15 protein-coding genes and 1 pseudogene are annotated in these 12,679 nt (G+C 74.4%); 7 read left to right on the forward strand and 9 right to left on the reverse strand.

What is annotated here, in order from left to right; genetic code table 11:
• Positions 1–210 (forward strand): annotated as a pseudogene (locus tag KME80_RS34035) (FMN reductase); the annotation flags it as partial.
• Between the two features lie 11 nt (positions 211–221).
• On the opposite strand, the gene KME80_RS34040 reads toward KME80_RS34035, so the two are convergent.
• Positions 222–491 carry a helix-turn-helix domain-containing protein gene (locus KME80_RS34040; RefSeq protein WP_219510698.1) on the reverse strand — a complete coding sequence of 90 codons (270 nt, stop codon included), beginning with the start codon at positions 489–491 and terminating at the stop codon, positions 222–224.
• Positions 492–579: 88 nt separating this feature from the next.
• Here KME80_RS34040 and map point away from each other — a divergent pair, with 88 nt between their 5' ends.
• Positions 580–1,362 carry a type I methionyl aminopeptidase gene (gene map, locus KME80_RS34045; RefSeq protein ID WP_219510701.1) on the forward strand — a complete coding sequence of 261 codons (783 nt, stop codon included), beginning with the start codon at positions 580–582 and terminating at the stop codon, positions 1,360–1,362.
• Between the two features lie 10 nt (positions 1,363–1,372).
• On the opposite strand, the gene KME80_RS34050 is transcribed toward map, so the two are convergent.
• From KME80_RS34050 to KME80_RS34065, 4 genes are all read right to left on the reverse strand, one after another.
• Positions 1,373–1,939, reverse strand: coding sequence for a rhodanese-like domain-containing protein (locus KME80_RS34050; protein ID WP_219510703.1), 567 nt, complete (start codon positions 1,937–1,939; stop codon positions 1,373–1,375).
• A gap of 42 nt (positions 1,940–1,981) precedes the next feature.
• Complete coding sequence (locus tag KME80_RS34055; RefSeq protein WP_246646231.1) at positions 1,982–3,364, reverse strand: MBL fold metallo-hydrolase; 1,383 nt, start codon at positions 3,362–3,364, stop codon at positions 1,982–1,984.
• 70 nt (positions 3,365–3,434) lie between these two features.
• Positions 3,435–3,704 (reverse strand): metal-sensitive transcriptional regulator, encoded by a 270-nt coding sequence (locus KME80_RS34060; protein WP_219510705.1) that lies wholly within the window; start codon positions 3,702–3,704, stop codon positions 3,435–3,437.
• A 32-nt stretch (positions 3,705–3,736) separates the two neighbouring features.
• Positions 3,737–4,609 (reverse strand): alpha/beta fold hydrolase, encoded by an 873-nt coding sequence (locus KME80_RS34065; RefSeq protein ID WP_246646232.1) that lies wholly within the window; start codon positions 4,607–4,609, stop codon positions 3,737–3,739.
• Between the two features lie 161 nt (positions 4,610–4,770).
• On the opposite strand from KME80_RS34065, the gene KME80_RS34070 reads away from it, so the two are divergent.
• The 4 genes from KME80_RS34070 to KME80_RS34085 all read left to right on the forward strand — a co-directional run bounded on the left by KME80_RS34070 (position 4,771) and on the right by KME80_RS34085 (position 8,661).
• Positions 4,771–5,334, forward strand: a complete 564-nt coding sequence (locus tag KME80_RS34070; protein WP_219510707.1) for a GNAT family N-acetyltransferase — start codon at positions 4,771–4,773, stop codon at positions 5,332–5,334.
• A gap of 128 nt (positions 5,335–5,462) precedes the next feature.
• Positions 5,463–6,551 (forward strand): AAA family ATPase, encoded by a 1,089-nt coding sequence (locus KME80_RS34075; protein WP_219510708.1) that lies wholly within the window; start codon positions 5,463–5,465, stop codon positions 6,549–6,551.
• Positions 6,548–7,903 carry a vWA domain-containing protein gene (locus KME80_RS34080; RefSeq protein ID WP_219510710.1) on the forward strand — a complete coding sequence of 452 codons (1,356 nt, stop codon included), beginning with the start codon at positions 6,548–6,550 and terminating at the stop codon, positions 7,901–7,903. The genes KME80_RS34075 and KME80_RS34080 overlap by 4 nt, the downstream gene beginning before the upstream one ends.
• Positions 7,900–8,661, forward strand: coding sequence for a hypothetical protein (locus tag KME80_RS34085; protein WP_219510711.1), 762 nt, complete (start codon positions 7,900–7,902; stop codon positions 8,659–8,661). Before KME80_RS34080 ends, KME80_RS34085 begins: the two co-directional genes overlap by 4 nt.
• 34 nt (positions 8,662–8,695) lie before the next feature.
• Here KME80_RS34085 and KME80_RS34090 read toward each other — a convergent pair whose 3' ends face one another.
• Complete coding sequence (locus KME80_RS34090; protein WP_308126037.1) at positions 8,696–9,289, reverse strand: TetR/AcrR family transcriptional regulator; 594 nt, start codon at positions 9,287–9,289, stop codon at positions 8,696–8,698.
• 87 nt (positions 9,290–9,376) lie between these two features.
• On the opposite strand from KME80_RS34090, the gene KME80_RS34095 reads away from it, so the two are divergent.
• Positions 9,377–10,213 carry an SDR family oxidoreductase gene (locus KME80_RS34095; RefSeq protein WP_219510714.1) on the forward strand — a complete coding sequence of 279 codons (837 nt, stop codon included), beginning with the start codon at positions 9,377–9,379 and terminating at the stop codon, positions 10,211–10,213.
• An 84-nt stretch (positions 10,214–10,297) separates the two neighbouring features.
• Here the strand turns inward: KME80_RS34095 and KME80_RS34100 are convergent, their stop codons facing one another.
• From KME80_RS34100 to KME80_RS34110, 3 genes are all read right to left on the reverse strand, one after another.
• On the reverse strand, positions 10,298–10,951 hold the full coding sequence (locus tag KME80_RS34100; RefSeq protein WP_219510716.1) for a hypothetical protein: 654 nt from the start codon (positions 10,949–10,951) through the stop codon (positions 10,298–10,300).
• Between the two features lie 95 nt (positions 10,952–11,046).
• Positions 11,047–11,784 carry a VOC family protein gene (locus KME80_RS34105; RefSeq protein ID WP_219510717.1) on the reverse strand — a complete coding sequence of 246 codons (738 nt, stop codon included), beginning with the start codon at positions 11,782–11,784 and terminating at the stop codon, positions 11,047–11,049.
• Between the two features lie 11 nt (positions 11,785–11,795).
• Positions 11,796–12,668, reverse strand: coding sequence for a helix-turn-helix transcriptional regulator (locus tag KME80_RS34110; RefSeq protein WP_219510719.1), 873 nt, complete (start codon positions 12,666–12,668; stop codon positions 11,796–11,798).
• Positions 12,669–12,679 lie beyond the last annotated feature (11 nt).

The raw sequence follows: 12,679 nt of genomic DNA on the forward strand, positions 1-12,679 counted from the left end.
GTCGGGCGCTGGCTGCTGCGCCGGGCCGAGGCCGCCGCCGACGCGGACTGCCGCCGCGTCGTGCTGTCCACCGGCGCCGGGAGCCGCCACAACCTCGCCCTCTACCACGCCGAGGGTTACCGCACGGAGTCGTCCGACGGCGCGACGGCCTCGCTCGTCAAGCCGGCGCCCGCGAACGACGCCGTGGGGGAGCCGGCGGGCGTGGCGTGAAGGGCGGGCCGCTACGAGGCCGCCTCCAAGGGCAGGTCGCTGCCGCGCCAGGTGGCCGCCAGCTCCTCGACCGGCAGGCCGAGCGCCTCGCCGAGGCAGACGATCGTGCCGAAGCCGGGGGACGGGAGCCGTCCGGTCTCGATCTTGCGCAGGGTCTCCGGCGAGATGCCGGCCGCCTGCGCGACCTCGGCCAGGTCGCGTCCCGCTCGCGCGTGGCGCAGCAGGGCGCCGAGACGCCGGCCGGCTTCGATCTGCTCGCGTGTGAGCGGTTGGCGGACCATGCGCCCCAGGATAGTGCCGGTATAACTATACCGGCAAGCGCCCGGATGGCGGTATAGTTATACCGACACTCTAGGACGCGAGGTAACCGTGATCGAACTGAAGACGCCTGCGGAGATCGAACGCATGCACGTGGCCGGGCGGTTCGTCGCCGAAGTGCTCTCCGAGGTCGGCCGGCTCGCCGACGTGGGCGTCAACCTCCTGGACCTTGAGCACCACGTACGCGGCATGATCAAACGACGTGGCGCGGACTCGTGCTACTGGGACTACGCGCCCTCCTTCGGGGACGGCCCGTTCCGCAACGTCATCTGCCTGTCGGTCAACGACGCCGTCCTGCACGGACTGCCCCACGACTACACCCTGCGTGACGGCGACGTGCTCAAGGCCGACCTCGCGGTCGGCATCGACGGCTGGGTGGCCGACTCGGCCCGTACGGTCATCGTCGGGACTCCCGCCGATGAGGACCTGCGGATCGTCCGCGCCACCGAGGAGGCGCTGGAGGCGGCGATCGAGGCGGCCCGGCCGGGCAACCGCCTGGGCGACATCTCGGCGGCCATCTGGGCGGTGGCCAGCGACTACGGCTACCCGGTCAACACCGAGTTCGGCGGGCACGGCATCGGGCGCACCATGCACGAGGGGCCGCACGTGTCGAACAAGGGCAAGGCGGGGCGCGGCCTCGCGCTCCGGCCCGGCCTGACGCTGGCGATCGAGCCCTGGTTCGCCCGGACGACCGACCGGATCGTCTACGACCCCGACGGCTGGACCATCCGGTCGGCCGACGGCTCGCGTACGGCCCACTCCGAGCACACGGTGGCCATCACCGAGGACGCCGCCCTGGTGCTCACCCGGCGCGAACCGGATAAAACGGCCTGAGATTTCGCGGTCACGAGCGGCCGGTCAGCGCCGCCAGCGTCTGGGCCTCGGGCCGGGGCGAGGCGGTCCGGTTCCACGGGAGCAGTGACAGCGCCCTGGCCATCGCGCAGGTGTCGGTGAGCGCGGAGAAGGTCAGGCCCGCGCCGATCGCCCCGGCCACCCACGTCAGCGGCCGCCAGGCCATGCCGCCGACGACCCCGGCGAGCACGAGGGTGCCCGCCACCATGCGGACCTGGCGTTCCATCGCCCAGGCGCCGCGCCCGTGGTTCAGCGGGGCGCCCTCGCTCTGCCAGGCGGTCAGGCCGCCGTCGAGCACGCTCACGGCCGGCAGGCCCGCCGCGGCGGCGATCGCGTGGGCGTCGCGGGCGCGCACGCCGGAGCGGCAGACCAGGACGACGTGGTCGTCGTGCCGGGCGGCGAGGCCGGCGGCGTGCTTGCGGATGAGGTCGAGGGGGACGTTGGCCGAGCCGGGGATGTGGCTCGCCGCGAACTCCCCGGGGCTGCGGACGTCGATGAGCCGGACGCCCGCGCCGCTGTCGAGCAGGGCGCGGACCTGTGCGGTGGTGAGGGTGGTCATGTGCTGGCCTTTCTGGTCGGTACGTTCTCGGCGCGCGGCGGGTCAGGCGGCCATGGCGAGCCCGGCGGAGGCGGCGCGGTCGAAGGCGTCGTTCACCAGCACGACCTCGCGTCCCGTCCTGGCGAGCAGTGAGGCGGCGGCGGTGGCGCGGTAGCCGCTGCCGCAGTGCACCCAGACGGTCCCGGCGGGGATCTCGCCGGCGCGACCGGCGAGCTCGGGCAGCGGCACGTGCACGGCGCCGTCGAGGTGGGCGGCGTCCCACTCGTTGCCGAGCCGCACGTCGAGGATCACGTCGGGGGCGGGCAGCCCGGCCGGCACGTCACCCGCCAGCGCGGCCGCCAGCCCGGCGAACGTGGCCGTGCGCAGCTCCCGCACCTGGGCGGGGTCGTCGGCGAGCCGCCGGGGCGTGCCGGTGGCCGCGGCGGCGATCCGGTCGACGCCGATGCGCACGAGCTCCCGCTGCGCGTCGGCGACCTGCTCGGGCGTCTCGCCGATGAGGGTGAGCGGCGCGCCCCGGTCGATCAGCCAGCCGAGCCAGGTGGCCATCGGGCCGTCCAGGCCGAGGCTGACGGTGCCGGTCAGGTGGGCCTCGGCGTAGGCCGTGCGGTGGCGCAGGTCGACCACCCATTCGCCGGCCTCCAGCCGCGCGCGCAGCTCGCCGGGGGTGATGCCGGGCGGGCGGCGCAGGTCCACCGGATCGGGGCCGTGCAGGTTGATGACGCCCATGTGCGCGTAGTAGGCGGGGTAGGCGTCGAGCCCGGCCAGCGTCCGGGTGACGAACTCGTCCTCGGCCAGGCGCAGCGCCGGGTTGACCCGCCGCTCGCGTTCGATGGTGGAGTCGTCGCCGGACGCCTGGGTGGCCGAGCAGAAGCTGCCGAAGCCGTGGGTCGGCCAGACGGCGGCGCCGCCGGGCAGCAGGTCGGACAGCTTGCGCACCGAGGCGTGCTGCTCGCGGGCGAGCGTGTCGGCGTGCTCGGCGCCCAGCAGGTCGGTGCGGCCCGTGGTGCCGAACAGCAGCGAGCCGCCGGTGAACACGCCCCGCACGCCGTCGGCGCCCTCCAGCACGTAGGACAGGTGGTGGAAGGTGTGGCCGGGCGTGGCCAGGACGCGCAGGCGCAGCTCGGGCGAGACCTCGACGACGTCGCCGTCGGCCAGCGGCAGGTGCGGGAACGGCGGCCGGTCGGCGGCGGCGAAACCGTACTGGGCGCCGGTCAGCCTGGCCAGCTCCAGCCCGCCGGAGACGTAGTCGTTGTGCACGTGCGTCTCGACGACGTGGGTGATGCGCGCGCCGACGCGGCCGGCCAGGGCGAGCACCCGGTCGACGTCGCGCTGCGGGTCGACCACGACCGCGACCTGCCCGTCGGTGGCCAGATAGCTGTGGTCGCCCAGCGACGAGGTCGCGATGACGTGGACGTCGATGCTCATCATTCCTCCTACACCCCCGGGGGTATCCGGGTCAGACATTGCGCTCATCGCCTTCCCGCGTCGCGGGACTTCAGGCCAGCGCCAGGAAGAGCTTCTCCAGCTCCTGCTCGGTCATGGGCGGCTCGTCGCCGCGCTCGCGGGCGGCCTGGCAGTGCCGCAGCCCGGCGGCCACGATCTTGAATCCGGCCCGGTCAAGCGCCCGCGAGACGGCGGCGAGCTGGGTGAGCACGTCGGCGCACTCCTCGCCGTCCTCGATCATCGAGATCACGCCGGCCAACTGCCCGTGCGCCCGGCGCAACCGGGTCAACGCGTCGCCCACGAGGGCGGGGGTCATCTCCATGACACCGAGCATACCCCCGCCCGTATAGTAGGCTAGCTCACGGCCTTGTCCAGCAGGGCGGCCACCTCAGCGGGCCTGAAGACGAACCCCGCGTGCGACGTGTCCAGGGTGTGCACGTCGTACGGGTTGCCGGGCGTGAGCGCGTCGGCCTCGGCGATCAGCCTGTCCTGCATGGCCACCGGCAGCGACCGGTCGCCGGTGAGCCGGACGTAGGAGCGGGCGATCGTGCCCCAGGTCGCGGCGTCGACGCGGGCGTCGGCCGTCATCACCGCGATCGACTCGTCCGGCTGCAGGATGTTGAGGAAGGCGCGGAACCGCTCGTCGCTGACGTCCGCCAGGGTGGCGGCCTTCAGCGCGTCGAGCAGCTCCACGTCGGCGGTGCGGTAGTTGGCCCGGCCGACGCCGAGCCGTGCGGGATCTCCGACGTTGAAGGCCGCCAGGGGAGCCATCAGGTTGTCCGCGAACTCGGGCTCCTGCATGTACGCGATCGGGTTGGGGAGCCGTACGCACGACCAGGCGGAGATGTAGACGAGCCGGCTCACCAGCTCGGGGATCGCGTTGCCGACGCCGGAGATGGTGACGCCGCCGAGGCTGGCCGCCACGAGCACCACCGGCCCGTGCTCCGCCAGCCGCCGGACCACGCCGGTGACCGCGTCGACGTTGTCCCGCAGGGTGACCCCGGCCAGCGTCGACGGCTCGGCCGCCCACGCGTCGAGGTCCTGCGGAGCCTGGTAGGAGATCGGGTACTGCGCGTCGAGGCCGTGGCCCGGCAGGTCGACGGCGTAGCTGCGGTGACCGAGCAGGGCCAGCTCACGCTGGACCGAAGCCCACATGAAAGAGCTGCTGCCGGAGCCGTGCACCAGCACGAACGTGGGCGACGACGAAGAAGAGTGGTTGGATCGCATGAAGAACAGTCCGTTCGCTGAAAAGGCATGACGAAGACGCGTGCGCTGGTCGCTCGGCGACCGGCGGGCGCAGGCCGCTTCAGCTGCAGCGCGAACGGATGAACTTCTGGATCATGCCGACACCCTACCATTCGGTGACCTTGTTCTATGATCACGGGCTCATGAGCCAATCGCCCACGCTGTCCGTCAAGGAAATCCGCACGGACCGACTCCTGCTCCGCAGGGCGGTATACGCATCCGACCGTGACGGGCTCATCGAGCTCTCGACCGATCCCGAGGTCCAGGCGCATCTCGGCGGCCCCCGGCCGCTGGACGAGGTCGAGCGGCATCTCGGCACGGTCATGGCCGCCGGCGAGACCTCTGCGCCCGGCAGCTTCATCGCCGCGGACACCACGACGGACCAGGTCGTCGGCTCGCTGATGCTGTCCCGGCGACCGGCCGACCGCCCCGGCCACGTCACCGAGGAGGGCGGCGAGCTGGAGCTGGGCTACCTGCTGCGCCGCCACGCCTGGGGGGCCGGGTACGCGTTCGAGGCCACGTCCGCCGCCTTGCGCGCCGCGGCGGCCGAGCTTCCCGACCAGCCGGTCCTGATCGTGACGCAGTCCGCGAACGCGCGATCCCTGCGGCTCGCCGCCCGCCTCGGCTTCCGGCCGGTCAGCACCTTCCACGAGTACGACGCCGAGCAGACCCTCTGCACCGCCCCCTTGGCCGCCTTCCGCGCCTGATCCGCGCAGGCGCCTCCTGAGTGGCGTCATCTTTGGTTGACGCACGGAGGATCGTCAACCTAGGATGACGGCACTGCGGTGACGGCCCGTCGGGCGCGCCGCATCCGGGCCGCGGCGAGGAGGACGACATGGCAGCGCCATCAGTGACACGAGAGGCCCTCGCGGTCGCCGTGACAGCCAATCTGCCGGTCATCCTCTGGGGTGCGCCGGGCACCGGCAAGACGTCCGCGGTGACCGCGCTCGGCGCGGCCGTCGGCCTGCCGGTCGAGGTGGTGGTCGGCTCGATCCGCGAGCCCAGCGACTTCTCCGGGCTGCCGGTGCTGCGTGAGGGCGGCACCTGGTTCGCACCGCCTCGCTGGGCCGAGCGGCTCGCCGCCGAGGGAGGCGGCCTGCTGTTCCTCGACGAGCTGACCACCGCGCCGCCGGCCGTGCAGGCCGCCATGCTGCGGGTGGTGCTGGAGCGCACGGTCGGCGACCTGGTGCTGCCGGACGAGGTGCGGATCGTGGCCGCCGCCAACCCGCCGGACCAGGCCGCCGACGGCTGGGACCTGTCCGCGCCGCTGGCCAACCGGCTCATTCACCTGACGTGGCAGGTGTCGGCCGAGGACATCGCCGAGGGCTTCACCGGCGGCTTCCCCGTACCGGAGTTCAACGTGAAGGACACGGCCGGGCCCGCCGAGACGGCCAGGGCCCGGGCGCTGGTCGGGGCGTTCCTCCGGGTGCGGCCGGAACTCGTGCTGGCGGTGCCCGACAGCCCGGATCGGGCCGGACGTGGCTGGCCCAGCCCGCGCAGCTGGGAGATGGCCGCGGGGGCGGTCGCCGCGTGCGAGCACCTGAGCGCGGACGAGCCGGTCCTGGCCGAGCTGGTGCTCGGCGCGGTCGGCGAGGCGGCCGGGTTCGAGCTGCTGTCCTGGCGGCGCAACCTCGACCTGCCCGACCCGCAGACCCTGCTGGACGATCCGCGGGCCCCGCTGCCCGAACGGCTCGACCGGCTGCACGCCCTGCTCGGCGCCGTGGTGGCGTACGTGCGCTCGGACGCCACGGCCGGCACGTGGGAGCGGGCCTGGGCGGTGGTGGCCCGGGTCGCGCGCACGGCCCCCGACGTGGCGGCGACCGCGGCCCGGTCGCTGGCCCGCTGCCGGCCCGAGGGCGCGACCCTGCCCAGGACGATGCTCGAACTCGCGCCGGTGCTGCGCTCGGCGGGGCTCATGCCATGACCCCCGACCGCCCGCGCGCCACCGATGAAGCGGTGCGCGCCCGCATCGCCGCCGCGCGGCTGTGGGCGGCGCACCAGGCGCCCTACCTCGCCTCGGCCGTCTTCGCCCTCAACCCGGTCATGCTGGAACCGGCCCTGGACGAGGACACCGGCGCTCCCGTCCCCGACCCCGGCTTCCGCGCCTTCCCCGCCGACACCCGCTGGAACCTGTACGTGGAACCGGGCACCACGCTGGCCACCCCCGTCGAGGAGATCGGCTGGTGGATGCTGCACCAGGTCGGTCACCTGGTGCGCGGCCACGCGGCCCGCTCGCCGGTGCGGCCGGAGCCGGGCCCCGAGCCGGGCCCCAAGGTGAGCCCCGAGGTGAGCCCCGAGGTCAGCCACGCCGCCGGCCCGGTCCGCGACGAGGAGGCCCACCGCTGGAACCAGGCCGCTGACGCCGAGATCAACGACGACCTGGAGGCCGCCGACCTGCGCGGCCCGGCCGGCGTGGTGTCGCCCGCCGAGCTGGGGCTCCCGGTCAACCGCACCGCCGAGGAGTACGTGCCGATGCTCGACGTGCTGGCCCAGGCGATGGGCCGGGGCGGGCGGGCGCTGGCCGAGGCGATCGACTGCGGCAGCGCGGTGGACGGGCAGGATCGCGCGTACGAGGACAGCGGCTCCGGCGAAGGACTCACCGAGCTCGACCGGGACCTGCTCGAACGCTCCATCGCGGCCGGCATCCAGGACCGGATCAGCGCGCGCAGCGAGGTGCCGTCGGGGTGGCGCCGCTGGGCCGAGGAGCGCCTGCGCCCTTCGGTGAACTGGCGGGCCCGCCTGGGCGCGATGATCCGGCGCGGGCTGAGCACGGTGGCCGGGCAGGTCGATTTCAGCTATCGCCGCCCGTCGCGCCGCGCCGGCGCGTACGCCGACATCGTCCCGCCGTCGATGGCGCGCGCGGTCCCGGACACGGTGCTGCTGATCGACACCTCCGGCAGCGTCACCGACGACGTACTGAAGCGGCTGCTGGCCGAGGTGACCGGGATCATCGACGGCGTGGCCGGTCCCCACCGGCGGCTGCGGGCGTTCTGCTGCGACGTCCGCCCGCACCCCGTCCAGGTGGTGCGCCGGGCGAGCGACATCGAACTGACCGGCGGCGGCGGCACCGACATGCGGGCCGGCCTCGATGCGGCGATGGCCCTGCGGCCCCGGCCCGACCTGGTCGTCGTGCTGACCGACGGCGAGACGCCGTGGCCCGGGCGGCGCCCCGGAGCGCAGGTGGTGGTCTGCCTGATCGGCGACGGCGGGCACGCGCCCGACTGGGCGTCCGTGGCCCGCGTGCCGCCGGACGTGCCGGCGAAAGGAGACTCATGACCACGGACCACGCCGACGAGCCGCGCCCCGAGCCGCTGCACGAATGGCGGCGGCGCGGGTTCACCATCGCCGAGGCCCGGCAGTGGATCGAGGACGGCTTCCCGATCCACACCGCCGAGCGGTGGCGCGGGTCCGGCGTCTACACCGCCGCCGACGCTCGGTCGTGGCGCACCGCCGGAGCCACCCCGTTCACCGTGGATCTGTGGCTGCGGGCCGGCATGACCCCACGGGACGCGGTGCAGTGGCGCGAGCTGGGCTATTCGCCCGAGGAAGCGGCCGACCGGCACCTGGCCGGGGAACGCCCGCACCCGCGCGGCTGGCTGGGGCGGCTGCTGCACCGGGGCGAGCGGCCGGGCGGCGCGTTCGCCGACGAGGAACGCTCCCACAGCATGCGGGAGCTGCTGCGCACCGGCATCCCGGCAGGCCGGGCCCGCCCTTATGTGGAGGCGGGGTGGACGGGCGCCGATGCGGTGGAGTGGGCGAAACGCGGCATCGAGGCGGGACAGGCGCGGGTCTTCGAAGCGCTCGGCCTGTCCGCCCGCGAGGCCGAACGGGTGCTCTCCTCCGGCCAGGACGCCATCTCCCTGATGACCGAGTTCTGGCGGGCCGGGGTGCCGATCGAGGAGGTGGCGGCCTGGCGCGGGGCGGGGTTCACCGGCGAGGAGGCGGCCCGGATGCGGGCCGAGGGCGTCGGCGTCGAGCAGGCCGAGGTGCTGCGGGCCCTGACCGAGGGCGACGAGCCCGGCCGCGAGGCGTGAGACAGGTGGCGTGCCTCGTGCCGTCAGCGTCCGGCTACGCGCTGCGGGCCCGCTGGTCGATCATGGACACCAGGGTCGAGACCAGCTCCTCAGCCGTGATGTCCCACTTGTCCGCGGACAGGTGGCCGCTGACCTCCAGGTCCGTGATCCCGTGCGCGCTGGTCAGGAGCAGCGCGGCGAACTGACGGGCCTGCCCCGCCCCGATCAGATCGCCGACGACGGCCAGGAACTCGTCCATGGCGCGGTCGGCCGCCCGGGTCGCCGCCTGGATCGCGGCCGGGTCGCCCGCCGGAGTGGTGAACATCAGCCGGTACAGGTGCGGTCGGCGACGGCCGATCGTCATCAGCGCCGACAGGGCGTGCCGCAGCCGGTCGGCCGGGGGCTGCCGTGGATCGGCGCGTACGGCCCGCACCTGCTCCGCGAGCCGGTCCAGGGCCTCGGCCGCCACGGTGGTCAGCAGGCTGTCCTTGTCGGGAAAGTGCCGGTACGGCGCGCCGCGGCTGACCCCCGCCCGCGCCCCGACCTCGCGCAACGTCACCGCGTCCGGGCCGCCGCCGTCCAGCAGGTCCGCGGCCGCGTCCAGCAGGGCGCGGCGCGTCGCGGCGGCGGACTCCACGCGGCTGATCACGCCGATCATTCTACCGTTGACACTGTCAGCTGAAGATGCGACCTTGTTCAGGTGACAATGTCATCTGAAAATCGGGAGTGCGTCGTCGTGACCGGAGCCTCGACCGGGATCGGCGCGGCCTCCGCCCGCGAGCTGGCCCGCCGGGGATTCCACGTCCTGGCCGGCGTGCGCCGCGACCAGGACGCCGACGCGCTCCGCGCCCCCGGCATCGAGCCGGTCATGCTCGACATCACCCGGCCCGGCCACGTCGCCGCCCTGGCCGCCCGCGTCGGCTCGCGGGCAGGCGCCCTGCGGGCGCTGGTGAACAACGCGGCCGTCTCCGTCAACGCCCCGGTCGAGGCCCTGCCGCTCGAGGAGTGGCGCCGGCTGTTCGAGGTCAACCTGTTCGGGCACGTGGCCGTCACGCAGGCGCTGCTGCCCGCCCTGCTGCGTCACTCCGGCCGCGTGGTCAACGTCAGCTCGGTCGGCGGGAAGGTCGCCATGGCCACGTTCGGCCCCTACGCGGGCACCAAGTTCGCCCTGGAGGCGGTCAGCGACGCGCTGCGCCGCGAACTGGCTCCGCAGGGCGTGCAGGTGGTGGTCGTCGAGCCCGGCGGGATCCGTACGGAGATGGGCGAACGGGGCATCGCCGCCACGAGCCGGCTGGCCGAGGCCATGTCACCGGAGCTGCGTGAGCGTTACGGGCCGCTGGTCCAGGCGGTCATCGCGCTGACCGCCGCGGGCGCCGCGGGCGGCACCTCCGCCGAGGGCGCCGCCCGGGTGATCGCCAAGGCCGTGACAGCCGGCAAGCCGCGCACGCGCTACACCATCGGCCGCGACGCCGCCCTGCTCACCCGCCTGTCGCGGATCCTGCCGGACCGGCTGCTCGACCGCGTCGCCGCGGCCGTCCTCCGCCCGCACTACCCGAAGACCACCCCCGCGTGAAGCCGGGAAACGCAGGGGGGCGGCCAAGGGAAGCCGGAAGACGAAGGGAGGCGGCCAAGGGAAGCCGGAATCGGACAGGGTGGTCTACGGAAGCCGGTCCGGGTCGGCGAGGTGGAGCAGGCCCGGCGGCAGCTCGGGCAACGGCAGGCCGCGCAGCCGGGCGACCTCCCGCACGTGGCGGATCTTCTCGGCCAGGTCGGCGGCCTGGGCGGCGTGGACGCGGGCCGCCTCGGCCCACGCCTGCGGGCGCGGCTCCCGCTCGTCCTCCGCCCTGGCGGCGGCCGCCGCCGCGGCGCGGTCACGCCTGGTCCACTCGGTGAGCAGTTCCTGCAGCTCGCGCAGGGTGCGCAGCTCGGCGCGGGCGGCGTCGCCGTGGTCGGGCGGGTCGTCGGGCAGCGGCGCGGTGCCGTCCAGCCACCAGACGGCGTCCTGCGGCGCCGCCTCCACGCCGGGCAGGATCTCCACCGCCTCGCCGGTGCGGCCGATCGGGGCGAGCAGCAGCAGCGGCGGCGTGGCCAGGGCGTGGGCGATGACGAGCAGCTCCGGCACCGTGATGGAGGCGCGGTGGCCGGACTCCAGCTTGGCGAGGTTGCCGCGCTCCAGCGGGTAGCCGTGAGCGGTGCACCGGTCGGCCAGGCCCTGCACCGACAGGCCCTGGCGCCGGCGGTGGTGGCGGATGTTCGCGGCGACCTGGCGGGTGTAGGCGGCGGTCCAGGAGGTGGCGCTGCTTCCAGGCACGATCCCCACGTTAGCGATCTTGGACGCGGGACACAACAGAAGTTGACTCCTCAGGTCACCTTCGCGGGGAATCGCGGGGGGTCGCCGCGGAGGCTCTAGCCGCGTCCGAGGACGCAGAACTCGTTGCCCTCCGGGTCGGCCAGCACCTTCCACGACACCTCGCCCTGCCCGACGTCGGCGGCCGTGGCGCCCAGCGCGCGCAGCCGTGCCACCTCCGCCTCCTGCTCCTCGACGGGGTGCGGCAGCAGGTCGATGTGGATGCGGTTCCACACGGCGGGCGGGCCGGGAACACGGAGGAACTCCAGGTACGGGCCGGTGCCCTCGGCGGAGCGCAGCCGGGCGTGGTCGTCGCTCACCTCGTGCACGGTCCAGCCCGTGGCCTCGCCCCAGAAGCGGGCCTGGGCCCGGGGGTCCTCGCAGTCGACCACCATCGTGGCGATCGGCCCGGTGTCCCGGTAGACCTCCCGGGGCTCCAGCACGCAGAACACGTTGCCTTCGGGGTCGGCCAGCACCGTCCACGGCACGTCGCCCTGGCCCACGTCGGCAGGCGTCGCCCCCAGCTCCGTCAGCCGCGCGACCAGCTCAGCCTGGTGTTCGGCGGAGGTGGTGGCGAGGTCGAGGTGCACGCGGTACTTCACGGTCTCGGGGTCCGGGACGGCGACGAAGTCGATGTAGAAGCCGTCGGGGTCAGGCCAGTCGAAGCCGTGCGGTTCCAGGTTGGTCACGCCGGGCCCCTCGCTGGAGAGCCGCCAGCCCAGCGCCTCCGCCCAGAACCTGCCGAGCGCCGAGTCGTCCCGGGCCTTGAAGTTCACCTGAACAAGTCGCAGCGTCATGCCGCCCCACCCTATGCCCGGCGGCCCGCCGCCAGGGCGGCCAGGGCGGCGGCCTCCGGGGTGCCCTCCCCGCCGCTGAACACGTGCACCACCAGGCCCGTCTCGCCCGGTCCCGCCGGTACGTGCAGCGTCTCGTAGTCCAGATCCAGCAGCCCGGCCGCCGGATGCCGGAGCCGTTTGCGCCCCGCCGTGCACATCACGATCTCGCCGGAGGCCCAGATGCGGCGGAACTCGGCGCTGCGTTCCGACAGGTCCTTGATCAGGTTGACCAGCTCGGCGTCGCCGGGATACTGCCCGGCGGCGACCCGCAACTGGCCCACGGCCTCGGCCGCCCGGTCCGCCCACTCGGGGTGCACGTCGCGGGAGGCGGGGTCGAGGAACAGGTAGCGGGCCTGGTTCGGGTCGCGGCGGGAGGGGCCGGTGAGGCCGCCGATCAGCTCGGAGCCGAGGGCGTTCCAGGCGACCACGTCGAGGCGGCGGTCGGTGGCGAAGGCCGGGAGGCCGGTCAGGGCGTCCAGCATGCGCCGCAGCGTGGGGCCGACCCGGGCGGCGGGCGCGGGGCCGGACTCGCCGCCCACCAGCGTGGTGAGGTGCCGCCGCTCGGCGGCGTCGAGGCCGAGCGCCCTGGCCAGCGCGTCGAGCACTTCGGGGGACGGCTGGGTGGCTCGTCCCTGTTCGAGGCGTACGTAATAGTCCACGCTGATCCCGGCGAGCTGGGCCAGCTCCTCCCGGCGCAGTCCCGGCACGCGGCGGCGGCGCCCAGCCGTGAGCCCGGCCTGCTCGGGCGCGACGCGCTCGCGGCGGGCGCGCAGGAACGCGCCGAGTGCCCGCCGGGCGTCACCGATCCCGCCGTCCGCGTGGTCGATGGTGTACGTGCCGTCCATGGTGTCCAGTA

The organism is Nonomuraea ceibae (genome assembly GCF_019396325.1).
Taxonomy (GTDB): domain Bacteria; phylum Actinomycetota; class Actinomycetes; order Streptosporangiales; family Streptosporangiaceae; genus Nonomuraea; species Nonomuraea ceibae.